Origin of the sequence: Methylomonas sp. ZR1, from assembly GCF_013141865.1 — a bacterium.
In the GTDB taxonomy this organism is placed as follows: domain Bacteria; phylum Pseudomonadota; class Gammaproteobacteria; order Methylococcales; family Methylomonadaceae; genus Methylomonas.
In genome coordinates this window covers 4,506,335-4,527,114 of the sequence record NZ_RCST01000001.1, presented here as the reverse complement: position 1 = coordinate 4,527,114, position 20,780 = coordinate 4,506,335, and the positions used below count along the sequence as shown (strand labels likewise).

The 20,780-nt window shown below is 53.5% G+C and carries 22 protein-coding genes; 7 read left to right on the top strand and 15 right to left on the bottom strand.

What is annotated here, in order from left to right; all coding sequences use genetic code 11:
- Nucleotides 1-68: 68 nt before the first annotated feature.
- The 6 genes from DDY07_RS20575 to DDY07_RS20550 form a co-directional block, all read right to left on the bottom strand.
- Entirely contained in the window at nucleotides 69-272 is a 204-nt protein-coding gene (locus DDY07_RS20575; protein WP_171697262.1) for a hypothetical protein, read from the bottom strand.
- A gap of 42 nt (nucleotides 273-314) precedes the next feature.
- Complete coding sequence (locus tag DDY07_RS20570; RefSeq protein WP_171697261.1) at nucleotides 315-590, bottom strand: late competence development ComFB family protein; 276 nt, start codon at nucleotides 588-590, stop codon at nucleotides 315-317.
- A gap of 125 nt (nucleotides 591-715) precedes the next feature.
- Nucleotides 716-1,915 carry an ABC transporter permease gene (locus tag DDY07_RS20565; RefSeq protein WP_171697260.1) on the bottom strand — a complete coding sequence of 400 codons (1,200 nt, stop codon included), beginning with the start codon at nucleotides 1,913-1,915 and terminating at the stop codon, nucleotides 716-718.
- 1 nt (nucleotide 1,916) lies between these two features.
- Nucleotides 1,917-3,122 (bottom strand): ABC transporter permease, encoded by a 1,206-nt coding sequence (locus tag DDY07_RS20560; RefSeq protein WP_171697259.1) that lies wholly within the window; start codon nucleotides 3,120-3,122, stop codon nucleotides 1,917-1,919.
- Between the two features lie 150 nt (nucleotides 3,123-3,272).
- Nucleotides 3,273-4,487, bottom strand: coding sequence for an amidohydrolase family protein (locus DDY07_RS20555; RefSeq protein WP_171697258.1), 1,215 nt, complete (start codon nucleotides 4,485-4,487; stop codon nucleotides 3,273-3,275).
- Nucleotides 4,488-4,551: 64 nt separating this feature from the next.
- Complete coding sequence (locus tag DDY07_RS20550) at nucleotides 4,552-6,543, bottom strand: TonB-dependent receptor (protein ID WP_171697257.1); 1,992 nt, start codon at nucleotides 6,541-6,543, stop codon at nucleotides 4,552-4,554.
- 299 nt (nucleotides 6,544-6,842) lie between these two features.
- Between DDY07_RS20550 and DDY07_RS20545 the strand changes: the two genes are divergently transcribed.
- Entirely contained in the window at nucleotides 6,843-7,808 is a 966-nt protein-coding gene (locus DDY07_RS20545; RefSeq protein WP_171697256.1) for an AraC family transcriptional regulator, read from the top strand.
- A gap of 149 nt (nucleotides 7,809-7,957) precedes the next feature.
- Nucleotides 7,958-8,872 (top strand): DMT family transporter, encoded by a 915-nt coding sequence (locus DDY07_RS20540; RefSeq protein WP_319961635.1) that lies wholly within the window; start codon nucleotides 7,958-7,960, stop codon nucleotides 8,870-8,872.
- Nucleotides 8,873-8,974: 102 nt separating this feature from the next.
- Here DDY07_RS20540 and DDY07_RS20535 read toward each other — a convergent pair whose 3' ends face one another.
- From DDY07_RS20535 to DDY07_RS20510, 6 genes are all read right to left on the bottom strand, one after another.
- Nucleotides 8,975-9,874 (bottom strand): hypothetical protein, encoded by a 900-nt coding sequence (locus DDY07_RS20535; RefSeq protein WP_171697255.1) that lies wholly within the window; start codon nucleotides 9,872-9,874, stop codon nucleotides 8,975-8,977.
- A gap of 36 nt (nucleotides 9,875-9,910) precedes the next feature.
- On the bottom strand, nucleotides 9,911-10,336 hold the full coding sequence (locus DDY07_RS20530; protein ID WP_171697254.1) for a hypothetical protein: 426 nt from the start codon (nucleotides 10,334-10,336) through the stop codon (nucleotides 9,911-9,913).
- A 116-nt stretch (nucleotides 10,337-10,452) separates the two neighbouring features.
- On the bottom strand, nucleotides 10,453-11,124 hold the full coding sequence (locus tag DDY07_RS20525) for an ABC transporter ATP-binding protein (protein WP_171697253.1): 672 nt from the start codon (nucleotides 11,122-11,124) through the stop codon (nucleotides 10,453-10,455).
- A complete protein-coding gene (locus DDY07_RS20520; RefSeq protein WP_171697252.1) occupies nucleotides 11,121-12,257 on the bottom strand; it encodes an efflux RND transporter periplasmic adaptor subunit in 1,137 nt (378 codons plus the stop codon). Before DDY07_RS20520 ends, DDY07_RS20525 begins: the two co-directional genes overlap by 4 nt.
- A 118-nt stretch (nucleotides 12,258-12,375) precedes the next feature.
- Entirely contained in the window at nucleotides 12,376-12,831 is a 456-nt protein-coding gene (locus DDY07_RS20515) for a DNA polymerase III subunit chi (RefSeq protein WP_171697251.1), read from the bottom strand.
- A gap of 77 nt (nucleotides 12,832-12,908) precedes the next feature.
- On the bottom strand, nucleotides 12,909-14,393 hold the full coding sequence (locus tag DDY07_RS20510; protein WP_171697250.1) for a leucyl aminopeptidase: 1,485 nt from the start codon (nucleotides 14,391-14,393) through the stop codon (nucleotides 12,909-12,911).
- Nucleotides 14,394-14,484: 91 nt separating this feature from the next.
- Between DDY07_RS20510 and lptF the strand changes: the two genes are divergently transcribed.
- Together lptF and lptG are read left to right on the top strand one after the other, a co-directional pair.
- Nucleotides 14,485-15,618, top strand: coding sequence for an LPS export ABC transporter permease LptF (lptF, locus tag DDY07_RS20505; RefSeq protein ID WP_171697249.1), 1,134 nt, complete (start codon nucleotides 14,485-14,487; stop codon nucleotides 15,616-15,618).
- A complete protein-coding gene (gene lptG / locus DDY07_RS20500; RefSeq protein WP_171697852.1) occupies nucleotides 15,618-16,685 on the top strand; it encodes an LPS export ABC transporter permease LptG in 1,068 nt (355 codons plus the stop codon). Before lptF ends, lptG begins: the two co-directional genes overlap by 1 nt.
- Nucleotides 16,686-16,753: 68 nt before the next feature.
- Here the strand turns inward: lptG and DDY07_RS20495 are convergent, their stop codons facing one another.
- From DDY07_RS20495 to DDY07_RS20485, 3 genes are read right to left on the bottom strand one after another with little or no spacing between them, the layout of a single operon-like run.
- Nucleotides 16,754-17,140, bottom strand: a complete 387-nt coding sequence (locus DDY07_RS20495; protein WP_171697248.1) for a hypothetical protein — start codon at nucleotides 17,138-17,140, stop codon at nucleotides 16,754-16,756.
- Between the two features lie 59 nt (nucleotides 17,141-17,199).
- Complete coding sequence (locus tag DDY07_RS20490) at nucleotides 17,200-17,664, bottom strand: RDD family protein (RefSeq protein WP_171697247.1); 465 nt, start codon at nucleotides 17,662-17,664, stop codon at nucleotides 17,200-17,202.
- A complete protein-coding gene (locus DDY07_RS20485) occupies nucleotides 17,665-17,844 on the bottom strand; it encodes a hypothetical protein (RefSeq protein WP_171697246.1) in 180 nt (59 codons plus the stop codon). It abuts the gene before it with no gap.
- Between the two features lie 328 nt (nucleotides 17,845-18,172).
- Between DDY07_RS20485 and pcnB the strand changes: the two genes are divergently transcribed.
- Genes pcnB through panB form a run of 3 tightly spaced genes read left to right on the top strand, consistent with a single transcriptional unit; the run spans nucleotide 18,173 to nucleotide 20,779 of the window.
- On the top strand, nucleotides 18,173-19,483 hold the full coding sequence (pcnB, locus tag DDY07_RS20480; RefSeq protein ID WP_367650892.1) for a polynucleotide adenylyltransferase PcnB: 1,311 nt from the start codon (nucleotides 18,173-18,175) through the stop codon (nucleotides 19,481-19,483).
- Entirely contained in the window at nucleotides 19,470-19,973 is a 504-nt protein-coding gene (folK, locus tag DDY07_RS20475; protein WP_171697245.1) for a 2-amino-4-hydroxy-6-hydroxymethyldihydropteridine diphosphokinase, read from the top strand. The genes pcnB and folK overlap by 14 nt, the downstream gene beginning before the upstream one ends.
- Entirely contained in the window at nucleotides 19,970-20,779 is an 810-nt protein-coding gene (panB, locus tag DDY07_RS20470; protein ID WP_171697244.1) for a 3-methyl-2-oxobutanoate hydroxymethyltransferase, read from the top strand. Before folK ends, panB begins: the two co-directional genes overlap by 4 nt.
- Nucleotide 20,780 lies beyond the last annotated feature (1 nt).

Below are 20,780 nucleotides of genomic sequence, written 5' to 3'. Positions count from 1 at the left end.
TCGCGCCAGCGGCAGGGTAATTGGCGGCAGAGATTCAATAACATCGGTTATCGAATCTCTGCCCCACCTTACATCTCGTCTGCCTGCTGTTTCTGCCGATCCGCGCTTTCAAAAATTTGCTTTTCCGCATCCCTGGCCTGATCCATGGGTTGCTTGATTGCATCAGCCAGCGGCGGCTGGACTGCTGTAGGCTGGCTGGATTTACCGACGGGTGTCGAGTCGCAAGCCTGTAAACCGCCAGCTATTAGTAAAAAAATCAAAGCGTTTTTCATGGCTTTACCGAATCGGCGACGTCAAAGGTTAAGGGCAAAAACTCAATCATTGCGGTGTTCGCGAGGCCGGCGCAAAACCTGCTGTATCGCCTGCTCCACCGCCAGATCGACAGCACCGGCCATCTCCTGATATTGCTGCTCGCTGACATTAATACCCTTATCGATGGTGTTCCGCACATAACACGGCGGTAATTGGTTCAGCGCCAGACAGGCCACGTCTTCCTGAAACGCTTGACTGAAAGGCTCGTCGGCCTGCTCAGCAAGCTTCCAAAGCCGGTCTATCACCAATCGCTCGTAATAATTACTAATATTCAGCATAAAGGCCTCTTGAAAAACATTGGCTACCAATGCTGATAAGCATAGCCCAGAATCCAACTTGGCCGAATCCATTCGCCACGCTGACAGAGGCCCTGATTACCCTCATTTTTTACAGCGGGCATAGCTCATTCCGCCCGCAACGCTTCCAGCGGGTTCAATCTAGCGGCCTTGATGGCCGGCACCACACCGGCCGCAACGCCGATAAACAAGGAAATCGCAAAAGCGGCAACGATGTAATTCCAGGCCAATTGCACCGGTAATGCCGGCACGAAAGCAGCGGCGAGTTTTACCAGTGCCACGCCCAATAAAACGCCGCCGAAACCGCCGACCAGACTCAACAACATCGCTTCGCCGAGAAACAGCTTAAACACCATGCCACGCTCGGCACCAATAGCCCGCAACAAACCAATCTCCGATACCCGTTCCGACACGGCGATGGTCATGATGGTAAGAATACCGACCGAGCCCACCAGTAACGAGATACTACCCAGCGCCGCCACCGCCAAGGTCAATACACTCAATACCGAATCCATTTTTTCCAACATTTGGTTTTGGGTAACTATCGTAAAATCCTCGGCACCGTGCCGCGCTATCAAGCGGCGTTTGATGGCTTGCTCCACCGTTTCCGCGCTGGTCTCACTGCTGTATAGCAGATCGATTTCCATCAAACTCTGCCGATCAAACATCTCCATGGCCTTGCCGGCGGCAACGAACACCGTATCGTCCAGGTCAAAACCCAGCATCTGCCCTTTAGCCTGCATCACCCCGATCACCCGAAACCGGTCACTACCGATGCGAATCCGTTGCCCCAGCGGATGGGTATTGCCGAATAATTCCGTGCGCATCTTACTGCCCAACACCGCGAACGCGCGCGGATTATCCAAACCGTCGTCGGGTAAAAAGCGGCCGCTATCGACTTTTAATTGCCATACTTGCGGCAAGGCGGCGCCGACGCCAAACACATTGGCCCGGCGCTGTTTGTTGCCGGCCTCGATCCGAGCATTGCCCTGTACCATGGGCATGGCGGCCAACACGTGATCGAGATTTTCCAGGCTGGCGGCATCGGCCGTGGACAAAGGCCGCACCGTGCTGATGGTGGCGCCGGACAAGCCAAAGGTGGTGGTTTTACCGGGATAAACCGCGATCAGATGCGTGCCGAACTGGGTAAATTCCGCCAACACGAAACTATGAATGCCGCGGCCGATGGAGGTCAAAATCACCACTGCGGCGATGCCGATGATCAGGCCCAAGGCAGTGAGTAAAGAGCGCTGCTTATGGCTGCTGATGCTGCGTAACGCCAGCTTGGCTAAATCCAGCCAGATCATCTCAGCGCCTCGCCAAAGCCGCGACTGGGTCGAGTCGCGCAGCCTTGCGAGCCGGCAACACCCCAAAAACCAGCCCCGTTACTAAAGCGACGGCCAAGGCCGACACTCTGGCCCAAATCGGTAGAGCAACTGGAAAGTTCGGATACAACCACTGCAAGATCAAAATACCGAACTGACCGAGTACGCTGCCGACCAGCGCGCCGGCCAGCGACAACAAGGCCGCTTCGCATAAAAACCAGCGTTGCAGTTGGCTTTGCGTGGCGCCCAAGGCTTTCAGCAAGCCAATTTCGGCAGTGCGTTGACTGACGCTGACCAACATCACATTCATCACCAACACCCCGGCCACCGCCAGACTGACCGCGGCGATACCGGCCACGGTAAAAGTCAACGCGGTGAGGATTTTATCGAAGGTATTGACCACGCTGTCCTGGGTAATCACCGTCACATCGTCCTCGCCTTCGTGTCGCAATTTGATGATATTGCGGACCTCGTCGACGGCCTTATACATGGCCGCTTCAGAGTGGGCTTCAATTAAAATCCGAAACAAGGAATGGCTGTCGAACAAGGCTTGCGCGGAAGCCACCGGTACGATGACTAGTTCATCAAAGCCGGTGCCTATCGATTGGCCTTCCTTAGCCAACACACCAATCACCCGAAACCGCCGGTCGTTGATGCGCAGCCATTGCCCGACCGCTTGCTGATGGGCAAACAATTCCTCGCTGATTTTTTTGCCGATCACGCACACCGAGATTTCCTTATCCGCGTCGGCCTCCGGCAGAAACTGGCCTTGGGCCATGGTGAGATGCCGCACGCGCAGCAAGGCATGCGTGGAGCCCATGATATTGGTTTCCCGCTCCAGACCGCCAACCGATACCGGCGCGGAGCCGATACTGACCGGGGCAATCGCCGCGACGTGCTTGCTGCGGAATAAGGCAGCGGCATCGTCCAGCGTCAAATCGCGCGGGGTTTCGCCGAACAGGGGCGGGTGGCCGCCAGTGGTTTCGGTGCGGCCGGGCAAGACGATAAGCAGATGGGTGCCCAACGATTCGAATTCGTGGACCACATAATTGCGGGCGCTGTCGCCCAATGCAGTCAACACGTTCACGGCAGCCACGCCTATGCTCATCGCCAAAATAATCAGTGCGGCGCGCAGGGGTTGAGTCTGGATGGCTTTGCCGGCCTGAAGAAGTAAGTCTTTACTGAGCATGGCGATTGGGTAGCAAGCTTAGCCGGCAGTTTAGCCGGAACCGCCAACAAATACCCAGCTAAAACGCACGCACTCCATAGACCTCGGGGTTAGAGCCTTGAACTTTGGTTTTCCAGAGGCTGAGCAGAGCCACTATAGAACCGGGACCGATCAATTTTCGAAGTAATTGATTATCAGCTTGCCGCCGGACATCACTAAATCAGGGTATTCCAACAATTTAAGCTTTTGCGTCGGATCACCTCTTACCGCGATCAGATCGGCCGGTGCGCCAGGTAATAAGCTGCCAAGTAAAGGCACATTTAGGTATTGGCCGGCTTTGGCGGTTGCGGTCCGCAGTACGTCCAACGGCGCCATACCTGCCAGATGTTGTAAGTACAGTAATTCCTGCCCATCTATGCCCCAGGGAATGTCAGGGTGGGCGATTTCCGCGCCATATAAAAACTCCGCGCCCAACTCGGCCAAGCGCCTGACATTGCTGCTCACGCCCGGACATTTCGACAAGGTATCGATGGTACCGACGATTCTGACTTGTTGCGCCGCGGCCCGTTGCAATTGCGCGTCCGGCAAGCTGTCGCAGGGCGCGTGCGCCCATTCGTCGACACCGGCATCCAAGGCCAATTGCGCACCTTTGGGCTCGGCAAGATGCGCCGCCACCCGGCGACCTAGTAGATGGGCTTCATCGACAATGGCCGCCAACACCGCCGGTGCTAACATCGGCCAACTACGGGGCTTATCGTGGGTTTTACTGTGAGGGGCGTGGGAATGTGCATGCGTGTGTCCGCCAGACCAAGGCGCGCCCGCTTCGCCGCCGGGCTCCAGCGCCACTTTAATCACTACCGCGCCGCCGGCCACTAGTTTACGCACCGCTTGCCGCGCTTGCTGCGCGTCGGCTACCGGCATGGCAATGTCGGTTTCGCCCAAGTTAGAGATCGGATAGCCTGCCGGGGCGGTGATAATCGGCCCGGACGTCATCAGTCTTAAGCTGCCGTCGCCGCCGTAAGGCTGATGCAGCGGCCCGCCGACATCGCGCACTGTGGTAATGCCATGGCGCAGCACGGTATCAGCCGGTACGTGTTGGTAGCTAAGATGCGCGTGCAATTCGATAAAGCCCGGCAATAAGGTGGCATCGCCTAGCTCAAGCCGAGACGCATCGCTATCGTTAAACGCTTCCCGGCTGTCTATCCTGACGACCTTACCTTCGCTTATCAGCACCGCAGCATCGCTTCTGAGCGTATAGCCATCGAAAACCCGCGCTGCCGCGATGAGCAAATTTCGGTCATGGGCGTAGGCGACGCTGCCCGGCAACGTCAACAGCAAAACCAAGAGTAATCGGTAGCAGTGCTTTAAACTAGATTGAGATTTCATGGCTATTTCAAAAAAGCAGCGCCGGCAAAAGCCGGCGCTGTCGAGTGGATATGGATTAACTCGCCTAGAAGCTGGCGGCAATACCGATTTGCCCCCAAATACCCGGCATTTGATAACCAGGGCGATAGACATAGCGCTTGTCGAACAAATTTTCCACACTGACAAACACTTCGCCTTTTTTGCCTAACTCGGCAATCGGATAGGCCAGCCGGGTATTCGCCACAGTAAAGGCTTCAACACGTTGGTTATTCACCTCGGCGACATTCCGGGCGCGGTTCAACGCCCAGGTTCTTGATTGATATTGCAGATCGAAGGAAAAACGTAACGGGCCAATCGGACCGTTGATGCCGGCGGTCACCGCTTGTTCCGGGGTGTAGGGCAAATTTGGGATACTGGGGTTGAGTAGCGTCAATCCGGCAAATAGACTCCAGTCGGCGATCAAGTCTTGTTTTACCGACGCTTCCAAGCCACGCATCCAGTACGAGCCGTAATTGATATAAGCGCCTTGGGTTAAATCGAACACGTAGCGATTCTTGACGTTATCGATGAAAAAGCTCAGATCGATTTGCGTACTTTTAAAGGGCGAAGCTTTCAAACCCACTTCAGCATGATCGACGTTTTCCGGCGACAAGTTTTGCCAACCATCGGCTGAAAAATTCGGCAAAAAGCCGCCGGAAAATAGATTTAACGGCACGTTCGACAAGGCGCCTGAGTTAGCCGCCGCGTCAATACCGGGATAGTTGACGCCGTTTGAGACGTTGCCGAACACGGTTAAATCATCGGAGACAAATGACAAGCCGGCATGCGGCGAGGCTTTGGATTGGTAATGGCTATGGTCGTAAAAGCGCACACCTATAGACGGCACCATCACCCAGTCTTTGCTCAGCACCATGTCGTGACTCAAGGCCAGGTAAGGACTGGTGAGTCTAAAAGTGGGGGTAGCGAATTGATAGACTTGGTTGCCGGTCTGGCTGCCCAAGTTAGTCACTTTACCGTTCAGCCACTCGTTATCTATCCCAGCCGTTAAGGTGCCGCCCTGCCAGGGCGAAAACTGTTCTTTCCAGCGAAAGCCGTCCATGCTGTATTGACTGAGCAGATTCGAGCGGTTGTCGGCAAAGCCGGTGAAGTAGGTATTTTGTCTCAACCAGTTACCGTCGCCGCCGTTATGGTAGAGAGTAAATTTGCCCTGCCAATCGCCGTGCGCGTGGCTGACGCTGGCGGCGACCATACCCGCAACCGTATCGTACTCGCCGATAGGCGGCGTTACCCCGTATTGTCCCGGATCGCCGGCTCGGTTATCCGCGTAGAGAAACGTCACATCCGAGCGCCATTGCGGATTTAGCTGATAGCCGGCTTTTCCCATCACATTGCGTAACTCGCCGTAGCCGTTTTGGCGGTGGCCGTCTGATTTGGCGTAGCCTTGCGCCAACGAGAAATCGAAATCGCCGTACTTGCCTTGCACATCGGCTTGCTCGGTAATCGTGCCGAAAAAGCCGCCGGACAATCGGCCGCTACCGTGCAAACCGTCCTCCGCCGCAGCCTTGGTTTGCAGATTGATAGAACCGAAATTGTTGCCGTTGATAGCTGGCTGCGGGCCCTTGTAAACCGTAATCGATTGCATGCCGTTGACGGGCAACAAATCCAGCAAAGGATGGTTCCAGGTAGCCATATACATAGGAATATCGTCGATATAGGTCTTGATCTCGCTACCAGGCCGGCCGGCACCCTGGCCACGAATCGCCACCGCACCGCCCTGGTCGCCGCCGAACGCACCGACGGGGTTGTAACGCGAGATCTGCACGCCCGGCGTTCTTTTCAGGACCGACGCCAGATCCAATGCATTTTGGTCGCGGATTTGTTCTTCAGTGACGACCGCAGATACGCCGGAGAACTCGTCAACGTGGTTTTCTTCGATAACAGGGTTGGCGACTACCTCGGTGGAATCGAGCTGGTCAGTCTTTTCCCCTGCCAGGACGGCAGTACCGGCTTGCAGTAGCGCAAAAAAAACCAGCAAGGATTTGGGTAAATTCAGTAAGGGCGGCACGGCGTATTTCATGATCATTCCAGTCAACATTCGGCAAATATAAAACCCTATCCACTGAACATTTATCGCTGAATGTTCGAATATGGAAAGCGTTTATCACAATGCTGATTTTAACGAATCACTCGCAACCGCCTGAGTTACTTTCATATGCTAAAAGTAATATTTTTTATGCTATAAGTAGCAGCCGGTAATATCCGAATTTTCGACTACTTCATCCAAAAAAACTCAGCGGCCTATTTAGCAACCATTAATTAAGCCAAATAACATAGTTTAAATAAAAATTGCTTATTAGTACCAACACAGGGATTTCCATGACGAAGAAAACGGCGGGACGCTGGCGCATCAAAAACGACGAATTGCAATCCCGCCAGCAAGGCAACTGCCTGACTGAGTATCTGCCGGATGACATAGGCAAAGGCTACTCGACATTATTTCCTCTCGACCCAGACTTGAACTATATCGAAACCCATTATCAGCCCAGTCAGGATCTAGCTATTCTGACCCGAATGGATCAGCACAACCCTCGCCTGGTGGTGACTTTGGGCATGCAAGGGCAATCGCGATTCGTTGATGCGCAGGGCCAGGAAATTACTTTTAATGAAGGCTATACGTCGATCACCGCATTCAGCTCCAGTATTGGCGAGCGCCAATATCAAGCCAATAATCCAATGGCCCAAGTGCGGTTCTCGATGAGTAAATCTTGGTTGAGTCGATACTTCGGCGAAAATACCGCAACGCGATTTTTTAATAAGAACGGCATTAGTTTAATAAGTTATAAACCCATTTCAAATACGGCATTAATAGCCACGCGACAGCTATTAAATTGCGACCCGAATAATCCGGCAAGACATGTATTTATGCACGGTCAAGCCTTGTCGATATTAGCCGCGGAAATGACCCATCTATGGCAAGATAATCGAAAGACATCGCCGATCTTTTCAAAAAAAGACCAATCCATTGCCCAAGCCGCGCATAACATTCTGTTAAATGAATATAAAAACCCGCCATCGGTTGCCGAATTATCCAAACGTGTCGGCACCAATCAATTTAAATTAAAACAATTGTTTCATCACTTTTTTAATACGACGCCGTATGGCTTATTATTAGATATTCGCATGAAAACCGCCTATCAGTTATTAGAATCCAGCCGCTGTCAAATCGATGTTGCCGCCGCCTATGTCGGCTACAATCACGCCAGCAATTTCAGCACTGCTTTTAGCAAATATTTCGGCATATCCCCCCGCAGTATCGCCAAAAACCACACATCTAAACCTTAAGAGGTTAATATACCCGCGACGCTGACCATCCATGCGTCGGTAGCCGGCGCAATGATGTGCATTTTGGACTCGCAAGCCGTCAGGCCGAACCGATACGGCCCTATCCTCAACCTATTCGCCCTTACCGACGCTCTTAAGCCAAGCCACCAGTGCCCGCCGACACTAATCAGCCGCAAACCATCCAAACTCCCACGCCTATCTTGCCGCTGCCTAACAGCCGCCTCGGTCTGAGTTATATGCTGGTCGCTTGTGTCTTGTTTTCGGTCATGAACGCCGGCGCATACGCCATCGGCCTATTCGATACCGGCTTGCCGCCCAGCATGATCAGCTTTATCCGCATCCTGGCCAATTTCTTGATCCTGACAATTCCGGCGCTGATCGGCGGCCGACTGCTCGGCCTGTTCGGCGACGCCCGCCCCTCGCTGTGGTTGCGCGGCTTGTTCGGCAGCACGGCCTTGATGCTGTCGTTTGCGGCCATCGTCCGCATCGGCCCCGGCGAGAGCGCATTTCTGACCGCCAGCAGCGGTGTGTTCGTCATGTTGTTAGGGCCACTGGTTTTGGGCCAAAAAAACTCGCTATTGGTTTGGCTGGCCATTATCGGCTCGTTCAGTGGGGTATCGCTGCTATTTGATTTCGAAAATAGCCACAACTTATTCGGACAAGCCATGGCCTTGCTGGCCGGCCTGTTGTCGGCGCTGGCCTATTTGATGGTGGCGCGTGCCGGGCGCAGCAATACCCCGCAAACGGTAATTTTCTATTTTTGCCTGGTGGGCTTGGCGTTACACGGCATTTATTTTGCGCGGTATGGCTATCGCCTGCCGGGCTCGGCGGAAAGCTGGGGCTTATTGCTCCTGGTAGGCGTGTCGGGCAGCGGCGCGCAACATTATATGACTCGGGCTTATCAAGCCGCGCCAGCAGCCTTGGTGAGCTCCATAGGGTATTTGGCCCCGGTATTAAGCTTAGCCTGGAGCGTCTTGCTATTCGAACAAATTCCCGGCCAAACGGCCCTGATCGGCACTACGCTGATTTTGGTGTTTGGGGTGATGTTGCCGTTTCTGCGTTAAGCCAAACTGGCTAAACGCCTGTTCTTCAGATACCGAGTTGCTTGCAACGCTTGACCAAAGGTATGTCATTGCTGAATTGGCAGTCGCTTTCGAGACCCGTTTTTAAGCGGCAACCTTGCAATAAGAAGGAACCCAACTGCGGGCGACCATGTAGTCCGGCAATTGATTAAAATCAAACGCTTCGCCGTGAGCGATCATTTGCTTGACATCGAATAATTCGCCCACTTCCGGAATGTCCTGATAAAACAGTATGTAAAACGGCTTAACCAGATAGCGGGCAATCTTAATACCCAACGGCCCGATGAAATTACGGCGTTGCCCGACGTGCGCGACTTCGTCGATGGTGATTTCGTCCAGCAAGGCTTTCAGACGATCTCTAACTTCCGGCTCGTCGGCCAATAACTCGTCGAATAACGGATACAAATGGCAATAGAAGCTGACGCCCATTAACTCGGTGACGAAGGCCGGCGTATCCATCAATACCCCCGGCAACTTCGGAAATTGTTCGTAGATCATTTCCTTAAACGGGGTCAACGGTTCCCATACCACCCGCTCTAATCCGCAGGTTTTCAGCATTTCATCAAACAAACGCCAATGGCAAAACTCTTCGGCCAGATGCACTCGGGAAATTTTGTCTTCCACGCTATGCGAATTAGCCATATCCGGCACCACATCCCAAGCACCTTTAATACCCACCCACTCGTGACGTGCAAATTTATAGATACCGCAGAGTAACAAAGTCAGCTTGTCCAGGGACTTGGGGTCATCCACCATCTTCACATAATTGCGATAAAACGCCTCCGGGTCTGCCAAAGGCTTGTGCAAGTGCACCGGATTATTTTGAAAATACGCCAATCGTTCGCGTTTTTTTGCCAAATCCCGGTCCGCTTCCAATAACTCACCGCCATGTTGTTGGGTAAACAGCCAATAATCAGCAAAATTTTCCTGCCGTTGCACGTCGCTGGCTGGCGTAAAAATAGAACGATATTTGAGCTGAGTCACAAAAAATTTCCCAATCTGTGGCTAAAGACACAGATTCTAACGAATTAATGACTTGGAGGTGGATTTTAAAATTTTTCCGTCGTGATCGTTCGATTCCCGCTGCATTCCCAACCACATCAACGCATCGTCACGATTATTGAAAATCCGATAAACCCAATCGGCATCCCGCGGCATTGACAGCATAACTTGGGTGGTTAGCTGACTGATATGGGTATACACCACAAATGCCGCCGCTTTAATACCAAGCAAAGTACCCATAGCAGTTTGCGAGGCAAAGTCATAGTGGTAGGCGTTTACTTTGTGCACCAGCAGCAGATAGGGCCTCTGCAAATGCGCCACGATCCAAGCATGATATTCGTCCACCAGCGCCAAGTTGAGCTCCACTCCCTCATCGACAATAAACTCCGCCAAGTCCTCATCCAGCTTGATGGCATTACAAAAACTTAATCTATATCGCTCCATCATCCCTCCTCAGCCTACTGGCGTGTCAACTCTGTTGACAGTATCGCACAACCAGGAAAACTCTAACGACAAAGTTATCGCCGCCAAGCTTTTTTAGCACCGTTCTAAATGAAAAACTAAACCGCGCCGTCCGCCAAACGGCCGTCCACAATGCGCAACTGCCGCTTGGCTCTACCGCCGATATTTTGATCGTGAGTGATGATGATTAACGTCACACCTTGCTGATTTAAATTCTCCAGCAGCTCGATGATGTCCCGACCGGATTGGCTGTCCAGATTGCCGGTCGGCTCGTCGGCCAGCAAAATACCGGGTTGCATGATCATCGCCCTGGCAATGGCAATGCGCTGCAACTGGCCGCCGGACAATTGATTGGGCTTGTGCTCGGCACGCTCCAGCAAACTCACGGACGTCAGCGCCTGTAACACCCGCCGCTTGCGCTGCTTACTATCGACCCCGGCCAAAATCATCGGCATTTCGATGTTTTCGGCTGCGGTGAGCCTGGGGATCAAATGAAAAAACTGAAACACAAAGCCGATATTGTCGCGGCGAATCCGCGCCAACTCGTCATCGCTTTGCCGGGTGACATCGGTGCCGTTTAATAAGTATTGACCGGCCGAGGGCTGATCAAGCAGCGCAACAATGTTTAACAGCGTCGATTTGCCCGATCCTGACGGCCCCATCACCGACACATATTCGCCGGGCCCGATAGACAGGTCTATCCCGTTCAAAGCCTGTACGGTCTGCTCGCCGACCTGAAATACCCGGCGAATGCCACTGAGCTGAATCATGGCTTGACACGGACCGTTACGCCGGCCGCCACGCCTTCCTTGCCAACCGACGTCACTACCTGATCGCCCGCTTTCAGCCCGGACAGTACTTCCGTAAAACTCCAGTTGGATAAACCAGGCTGGAAGCTCTGTTCATGCAATACATGGTCTGCGTCTATCAACAATACGCGATGATTCTCCAGAATCGCCTCGGCCGGCAAACGCAGTGTGCGTTCTTTTTGACTGAGCAACACTTCAATGTCGGCGCTGTAACCCGGCAACAGCTCCGCGAGATCTTTGGGATCGCGCAAGGTCACTTCCACTTCCACCGTGCGCGCCTGTTTTTCCTTTTCCAACACGTAGGGCGCGACGCGGGTGACAATGCCGGAACAACGCTTATCTGGAAACGCATCCAGCGACACACAAGCACTCATGCCGGTCTTGATGCTGGCAGCATCCACTTCATCGATAGGCGCGGAAACGGTCAAACAGCTGACATCCAGCAAGTCAATGGGCGGCAAGGTTGGAATCCCCGGCGGCGATGGCGTGACAAACTCGCCTAATTCGGCATTCACTTCCGCCACCGTGCCGTCGAACGGCGCTTTCACCAAGGTACGCAGCACCGCCGCTTCCGCCACGCCCAATTGCGCCTCCGCCACCTCAATGGCTTGCAGCGCGGCCCGGCATGCCGCGCGCTGCGACTTGCCGCCCGTCACTGATTTATCGACTTGCTCCACAGACACCACGTTTTTGTGTTTTTGCAATTGCGTCATCCTGGCCGCTTCCCGCTCCGCACCACCGGCCAATTGGCAAGCTTGTTCGGCGCTGGCTCGGCTGGCATTGATCTGGGCTTTTTGCAGTTCAACCTGGGCTTTTAAGTCCTGGTTCCACACCTCCAATAACACCTGACCCTGCTTGACTTTGTCGCCCTCCTTAACCCGCAGCTGCGCCACTTGCCCGCCGGTTGCCGGCGCCAGATAGGCCCGCCGACACGCTTTGACCGTACCCACCCGGGTATTCGCTACCGTCGCCCGCACCTCGCCTTCCGCCAAAGTGTAAGCCTCCACTGCCACCGGCTGCGGGCGGCGGCCATAGAGAAATAGTGCGGTGACAGCTATAAGCAAGGCGGCAACAATCAGCGTTTTACTTTTCATGGCGCGAGAGGGCGGATGCGTTGTACAAATTGGGATTCCACTTTTCTAAGCTTTGCTTTGGTTGGCGATAACCGGGGCGAAGTCCTCGTTGCATTTTCTAGTTCGCCACGTGACCACCCTACATTTTGTGGGTAGTAATCGCCAGTTGGGCTTGCTGGTAATGCCGGTAACGCTGGCGGCCGGCCTGTTTGCACGCTTCGCTGTTGTCCAATATTTCCAGGATACGCTCGGTCGGGGCGGTGGTCGGCGGGTACAAACTAGACAGGTTGACGACGATTTTCTGCCAGCCCTCAGGAATGTTTTCGCCACCAATTAGGATGGTGCTGGTAAATGCCGGGATTTCTCCGCGATAGGTTTGGTGCGGAATAAAACTGCCGGCCCGGAAGGTCCACAAGGCTTTATCGATTTGCTCGGCTTGCTCCGCCGAGTCGGTCAGCACATAGGGAAAATGGCCGCTGCGGTAGATTTTCTCGATCAGCTTGCAGGCGAAATCCTGGCGTTGTTGCTGGTCATGGGTCGCCAGCACGTAGAAGCCGACTTCGGGGAGGGATGGCGAATGACTGGGGGCGGTCATGTCGTTTTAAGCCTGCGGAAAGTAGCAGGGACTTTCGCGACACCGGATCACCGCGAAAGCCTCTGTTACGCTCGGTCTTAAGCCGAGGCGCGGTTTAGCAAATACTGGCTTACCAGCGGGACCGGCCGGCCAGTGGCGCCTTTGTTGGCGCCGGTGCGCCAAGCGGTGCCGGCGATGTCGATATGCGCCCAGCGGTATTCTTCGGCAAATTTGGATAAAAACACCGCTGCCGTGATGCTGCCGCCATCCGGGCCGCCGATGTTGGCCAGATCGGCGAAGTTGGATTTTAGTTGCTCCTGATATTCTTCCCAGATCGGCATGCGCCACACCAAGTCGCAGGCGGCATCGCCGGCGCTCAGCAAATCGTTGCAGAGTTTGTCGTCGTTGCCGAACAAGCCGCTCGGTACCCGGCCCAAGGCGACGATACAGGCGCCGGTCAAGGTCGCCATATCAATGACCACATCCGGGTTATATTTCTTTGCGTAGGTGAGCGTGTCGCACAAAATCAAGCGGCCTTCGGCGTCGGTGTTCAGGATTTCGATGGTTTTGCCGGCCATGCTGGTCCAGATGTCGCCGGGTTTGTTGGCCGCGCCATCCGGCAGGTTTTCCGAGGCAGGAATCAAGCCGACGATGTTTAGTTTTAGATTCAACAATGTCGCCATGCGCACCAGACCCAACACGCTGGCGCCGCCGCACATGTCGTATTTCATTTCGTCCATGCCCAGGCCGGGTTTCAAGGAAATACCGCCGGCATCGAAAGTTAGACCTTTACCGATCAAGACAATGGGTTTGGCGTTGCTGTCGCCGCCTTGGTAATCCAGACAAATCAATTTAGCAGGCTGGCGGCTGCCGCGCGATACCGACAGAAAGGAGCCCATGCCCAGGGCTTCCATGTCGCTTTCTTCCAAAATCTCGCAGGTGAGTTTGTCGTGCTCGCCGGCCAGAGCCAGGGCTTGTTCGGCCAGGTGAGTAGGCGTACAGATATTGCCGGGCAGGTCGGCCAAGTGTTTAGCCAGTTCCATGCCTCTGGCGATGGCGATGCCTTGTTGCAGACCCGATTCGGCCAAACCTTGTTGACTATCGTCGGCCACTACAGCCAGCTTTTGCAGCGGATTTTTGTCGTCGACTTTTTTGGTGGCGCTGTATTGGTACAGGCCATCGTTAAATACTTCCACCACTTGGCGGGCTTTCCATTGGCTATCCGCACCGTTGACGTCTATATCCAGCAGTGCGCAGCTGGCGGCGCTGACTTTGCTGTCCTTGACGATTTTAATCGCAGCCGCCAAAGCTTTACGGTATTGCTTGCGCGTGACCTTGCCGCGCTCACCAAACCCGAGCAGCACGATGCGGGCGATATTGCCGTCGGGCAGGTTATTGATCATTAGGGTTTCGGCGTTTTTGCCCCTGATGTCGCCGCGGCCGATTAATTTGCTCAACAAACCGCCGAATTGGCTGTCCAGTTGGGTTGCCGCCGGGCTGAGTTGTTGATTTTCGTAGATTCCGACCAGCAGACAGTCGCTTTGCAGTTTGTCTAAGGGTGAGCTTTCTATAGAATAGTCCATGAGAGTAGTCTGTAAGTATCTGGGATTGAGGGGTTGCGCCGGATGCAGCGGTCTGTGGTTCGATTATACCTTAGAAATTAGGAGTGAGTTGTTGAGCATTGAGCGAGGATTACCCAGCGCGGGCCGGCCTTTCCGGCTGTTGACGGTGCTGGATAAAATGATAATCAAGGAGCTGTTTCACACCGTCAGCGCCGTGTTGGTCGTGTTGGTGGTGATCATCGTCAGCCGTAAATTTATCAAGGTATTGGCGCAAGCTATCGAGGGCAATATCGCCAACGATACGGTGATGACCTTATTGGGTTTGAAAATCGTCGTCGCCACGACCACCTTCCTGCCCGCCGCGCTGTTCATGGCGGTATTGATGGTATTGGGCCGCATGTACCGCGAGCAGGAGATGGCGGCAATTTCCTCGGCCGGCGGCAGCGTGTTTACCATTTATCGGGCGATATTCATGCTGGTCATACCGTTAAGTCTGGCGGGTATGGCGCTATCGATGCTGGCTTCGCCGTGGGCGGAGGCCAAAACCGAGCAGTTGATGCATCAGGATAAACAAAATGCCGATATTCGCGGCATCGCTGCCGGCCGCTTCAGCGAGTACAGCGACGGCGAGTTGATTTTTTACACCGAAAACGTCGATGACGAAGGCCGCATGCACAAGGTGTTCGTGCAAAACAAACAAGGCGACAAAGCCGGCGTGGTAAACGCCGAATACGGTTGGTTGAAAAATTTGCCCGGCGGCTTGTATCTGGTGTTGGAAAATGGCGAACGGATTCAAGGCGTACCGGGTAACAAGGACTTCACCATTGAGACATTTAAAGAATATGCCGTGCTGATCGAAAAAAAGGTCACCATTTTGAATTTGGGCCGCGAGGCTACTACTACCGAGAATTTATGGCTGTCTCCGGAACTGCGCGATGTCGCCGAGTTACAGGATCGTTTCAGCACGCCGTTAGGGGTTATTTTATTGGCTTTTCTGGCAGTGCCCTTAGCTAAGCTGTCGCCGCGCGGCGGTATATACGGCAGTATGCTGGTAGCTTTTGGGATTTATTTCGTTTACGGCAATTTGCAGCGGGTCAATCACAGTTGGGTAATCAGCGGGGCGCTGCCGTCCTGGCTGGGCTATTTCTGGGTGGACGCCTTATTACTGGTCTTGGGTTTGTTAATGTTGATGCGTTTGTACGGCTGGCAATGGTTGTCGCAAAGTCTTAAGGAGAAGCTGTCATGATCAACGTATTGACCATTTACATCGTCAAAGAAGTCGTCAAGGGCTCCTTAATTGCGGTGATATTGTTATTGACGCTGTTCAATCTGTTCAGCTTCAGCGACGAGTTAAAAGATTTGGGGCAAGGCGGTTACGGCTTGAAACAGATTTTATGGTTTTTGACCTTAACCTCACCACGGGTATTTTACGAATTGGTACCGTCGGCGGCGTTGCTGGGTAGCTTGTTCGTCGTGGGCTCGATGGCGAATAACCGCGAGATTGTGGCGATGCGCGGCGCCGGTTTATCCATCGCCTGGATTATCAGAACGATTATGCTGGCAGGCTTGCTGTTGGTAAGCGTTGCCGTACTGGTGGGCGAGTTCGTCGCGCCGTCTTGCGAACGCGCCGCGCAAGTGCTGAAAACCACGGCGCTGCACGACGGCGTGGTGATGCGCTCGCAATACGGGATGTGGCTGAGAGAAGGCAACAGCTTTATCAACGTCCGCAAAATTCTCGACGACGGCTCGCTGGCCGATGTACGCATTTACGATGTCGACGATGCACATAAACTCAACCGCATCACTCAGGCCGAGCATGCGCAGTTTTTAGGCGACAAACAATGGCGCTTGGAAAGCGTCAAACAATCCGAAATCAATCGGCAGCAAATTTATGCCGGCACTCAAGCAGAACAAAACTGGAAATCCAGTATCGACTCGGATTTGTTGAAAGTGGCCGTCGTTAAATCCGACAACCTGTCACTTTACGATTTGTTCATGTACATCGACTTCCTGAAGCAGAACAATCAAAAGTCGCAAAGTTACGAGTTGGCATTTTGGAGCCGTTTAATCAACCCGTTTGTGACCTTTGTGATGTTGATGGTGTCGGCGCCGTTTGTGATTGGCATCGGTCGCGGCACCAGCACCGGCGCGCGGATCATGATGGGCATCGTGATCGGGATGACATTTAACATTTTCGACAAGATTGCCGGCCATGTCGGTTTGGTTTACGACATGAATCCGATGTTGATGGCGATATTGCCGAGTGCTTTGGTGTTTTTAGGCGCGCTGATCGCGGTTAAGCGGGTCAGCTAGGCGGCATAGTTGCCTCTCCACGGAACGGAAAACCCTTGCTTCCGTTCCGTGGAGCGTTATGACGGCGGTTATTTGCGCGTCATGAACAAATAAAGAAACTTACATTTCAAAATCGCATCTTTTTCGTCCATTTCCACCACCGCGCAATCTTCGTATTTTTCCCGGCCAGGTGTGACTTGCTTTTTTATCACGCCGTCGGCGACGCTATATTTGATTGGGATAGTCATTTCACCGATGCCGCTACGCGCATCTTCGCCGGTGGTTATCAACGTACCGTCTTTCTGAAATTCCCAAGTGACGTGCAAGGGCTTTTTTTCGCGATCAAGTGCGAGAGCTTCGTGTGTCACCTGCCATTTACCCAGCAGTTTGGAATTGTCTTGCAGCTTAATTTCGGCACTGGCTGTGGAGACGCCCAATGCTGCAAACAGGGATAAAAGTATTGTTATTGTTTTCATTGTATGCTCCCGGGTGAGAGATTAATCGAGCGGCGAATATAGCATATCCGCTTTTGCCGTCAGCGCTTTTCTTCCTGAAAAACCAGCCGGGTTTTTGATAGATAATCGTGCCAGCATTGTCCGTTTTTATCGAACAGGCACCAGACAAATCCCAGCCCCAAGCAAGCCCAGGATAATAAGCCGCCAAGGAAGCGGATGCCGGCTTGCCGCCAATCGGGAGGCCGGCCATCCAAGGCGCTGACTTTAACTTTCCAGGCGCGCAAACCCAGGGTCTGGCCGCCGTGGGTCCAAAACCAGCCGTAAAAAACAAAGCTGATGCCGAGCAGATAAAGTGGATAAAAAAACTGATCGCTAGCGAATGCCTGGCCGGCGTTAAAAGGCAGAGCGATGGCCGTGGCGAAAAACCATATCGCCAGCAGTAAGAAAGCATCGTAACCAGCAGCGGCCAGCCGACGCAAAAAACCCGGCGCGGAGGGTAAATCCACGCCGGGCTTTGGGGTGTTTGCTTTAGCAGATTGTCGCAATTATTTGTCGAAAATCGCCAGTTTTTGCCCCATGTACATGCTCATGGCCACCAGCGCGCCCATCATGACAATTGAAAATAAAAAGGGCGGTCTATGGAAAACCAATAATGCGAAATCGGCGACGAATAGACTAGTAAATACAGGCTGGTCTACAAAACCCAGTAAAATTTTTTTAAACATACGCTCCACTCTCCGATATAAATTCCCCGTCACCGGCCTAAGGGCGACAAGTACAGCCAATTTTTATGTTATTACACCAAAAATATTCGGCGAATGGCGAAATTCTACATTTAACCCAAGGGAATGTAAAAGAATGTGCTGGATTGAGCTTAAATCTGGCGAGGTGTTATGATAAGACCGCTAGGACGTTCGCGCCCGAAGCCTCGAAAAAGCTGGCACACGTCATTCTAAATTAAGGGATAAAGTCATTTTTAGTTTCTTCAAAAAAATCTTTTCACCGGTTGAGCAAATTGCCGAATCGGTTAATGAATCGGCGGGGTCGAGTGCCGTGAAGATTTATCCGCGATCAGAGCATTGCATTTCTCGTGCACAAATCAGCGAAAACGCCCTGAAAGTGCTGCAGCGCTTGAAAAAAGCCGATTACGAGGCCTATTTGGTGGGCGGCTGCGTCAGGGATTTGCTGCTGGGGCGGGAGCCTAAGGATTTCGACGTGGCCACTAACGCCAGCCCGGAGCAAATCAAGCAAGTATTTCGTAATTGCCGAATTATTGGCCGGCGCTTTCGACTGGCGCATGTTTTTTTCGGCCGCGAAATTATCGAGGTGGCGACGTTTCGCGGCTCGGAAACGGAAGAATCCGACCAGCAAGTCGTGCATGAAGACGGCCGATTATTGCGCGATAACGTGTTCGGCACACTGGAACAGGATGTCTGGCGCCGAGATTTCACCGTCAACGCTCTTTATTACAACATCCGCGATTTTTCCGTGGTGGATTATACCGGCGGCATGCAGGATCACGCGGCGGCGGTCATGCGTCTCATCGGCGACCCGGAAGTACGCTATAGAGAAGACCCGGTGCGGATGCTGCGCGCCATCCGTTTTGCCGTGAAGCTGGGTTTTACGTTGCATCCAGATACCGAAAAACCGATTTACGCCCAAGCCGATTTATTGAAGAGCATCCCCTCGGCGCGTCTTTACGATGAAGTCATTAAATTGTTTTTGTCCGGTTACGGTCTGCAATCCTTCGAAATGCTCAGACATTACGGTTTGTTTGCGATTTTGTTTCCGGAAACCGACCGCTGCCTCGCCAGCGAAGACCACGATTTTCCGCGATTGTTCTTGATCCGGGCCTTGGAAAACTCCGACACCCGCTTCAACGACGGCAAAACGCTGACACCTTATTTTTTATTAGCCGCCCTGTTGTGGGAGCCGCTGCAATTAGCCGCGCAAAGACGCATCGCCCACGGCGAAAACGAAACGCTGGCCTATCAGAACGCCGCCAACGAAGTGCTGACCAGACAAATCAAGGTCACTGCGCTACCGCGCCACATCACGCAATCGATGCGCGAAGTTTGGTTCTTGCAAAACAAATTCTCCAGAACGGTTGGGCCAAGGCCTTATCGTTTGCTGGAGCAGCCTAAATTCAGAGCAGCGTACGACTTTTTGCGGCTACGCGCGGAAACCGGCGGCGCCGATCCGGAACTGGTCGAATGGTGGACACGTTTTCAGGAAGCCGACGATGCGGAGCGGGAAAGAATGACCGCGCCGCCAAAATCCGGTGGCGGTAAACCCCGTAACCGTAAAACCGGCCGTTACCGTTCTCGAGGCAAACCCTCCCCCGTCGGCAATGACGCTAGCTAAGTCAGCTGTCGAGGCCTATGTAGGCTTTGGCAGCAATCTCGAAGACTCTGTCGATCATGTCAATCGGGCCAGACAGGAAATCGCGGCCTTGCCGGGTGTGGTCGAAATTGCCTTCTCGCCCTTGTACCGCAGCTTGCCGGTTGGGCCGCAAGATCAGCCCGATTACGTGAATGCGGTGCTGCGAATTTCGACCGAGCTGGAACCTTTGGTTTTGCTCAGACAATTACAGAAAATCGAAAACCAGCATGGCCGGCTGCGCAACGTGCGTTGGGGAGCCAGAACCCTGGATTTGGATGTATTGCTTTACGCACAACAGCGCATTAACGAACCGGACTTGATTGTGCCGCATCCGGAGCTGCCCAAGCGGGCATTTGTGTTGTATCCCTTGGCCGATGTGGCAAGCAGCGATTTGCAAATTCCGGGCCTGGATTCATTGTCGCAACTCTTAGCGGCTTGTCCGCCCGACGGCTTGCGGGAAATAACAGTATGAACTTATATGCCGATGCCTTAAAGGCGCTGACGATCAGTGATCTGGCGGCAATGAAACGAGCCGGCGAGAAAATCAGTTGTCTGACGGCTTACGATGCCAGCTTCAGCGCGCTGTTGGACAGAGCGGGTATCGACGTACTGCTGATCGGCGATTCGTTGGGCATGGTGATTCAAGGACACGGCAGCACCTTGCCGGTCACACTGAGCGATATGGTGTATCACAGCCGTAGCGTGGCAATGGCCAGGAAGCGAGCTTTTGTGGTTACCGACTTGCCGTTTGCCAGTTACGCTACACAGGAGCAGGCATTGCTGAATGCGGCAAGCTTGATGCAGTTGGGTGGCGCGCAAATGGTCAAGCTGGAAGGCGCCAAGCTCGACGTCATTCGCTTTCTGGTGGATCAAGGCATTCCGGTCTGCGGCCATCTAGGTCTGTTACCGCAATCCGTAAATCGCTTAGGCGGTTATAAAGTGCAGGGTCGTGAAGAACAGCAAGCCCGGCAAATTGTGGCGGATGCGGAAAAAATCGAACAAGCCGGCGCCGGTCTTTTAGTGCTGGAATGCGTGCCAGCGCAGCTAGCCGCCGAAATAAGTCAGCGCCTAAGTATTCCGACTATCGGCATCGGCGCTGGTGTTGATTGCGATGGCCAGGTGTTGGTGCTGTACGATATGTTGAATATCAGCACCGGCAAGCGCCCACGCTTTTCCAAAGACTTTATGGCCGACGCCTCCAGCATAGAAGAGGCGGTACGCCTGTATCATCAAGCGGTTAAATCCGTGCAGTTTCCAGCGTCCGAACACAGTTATTAAG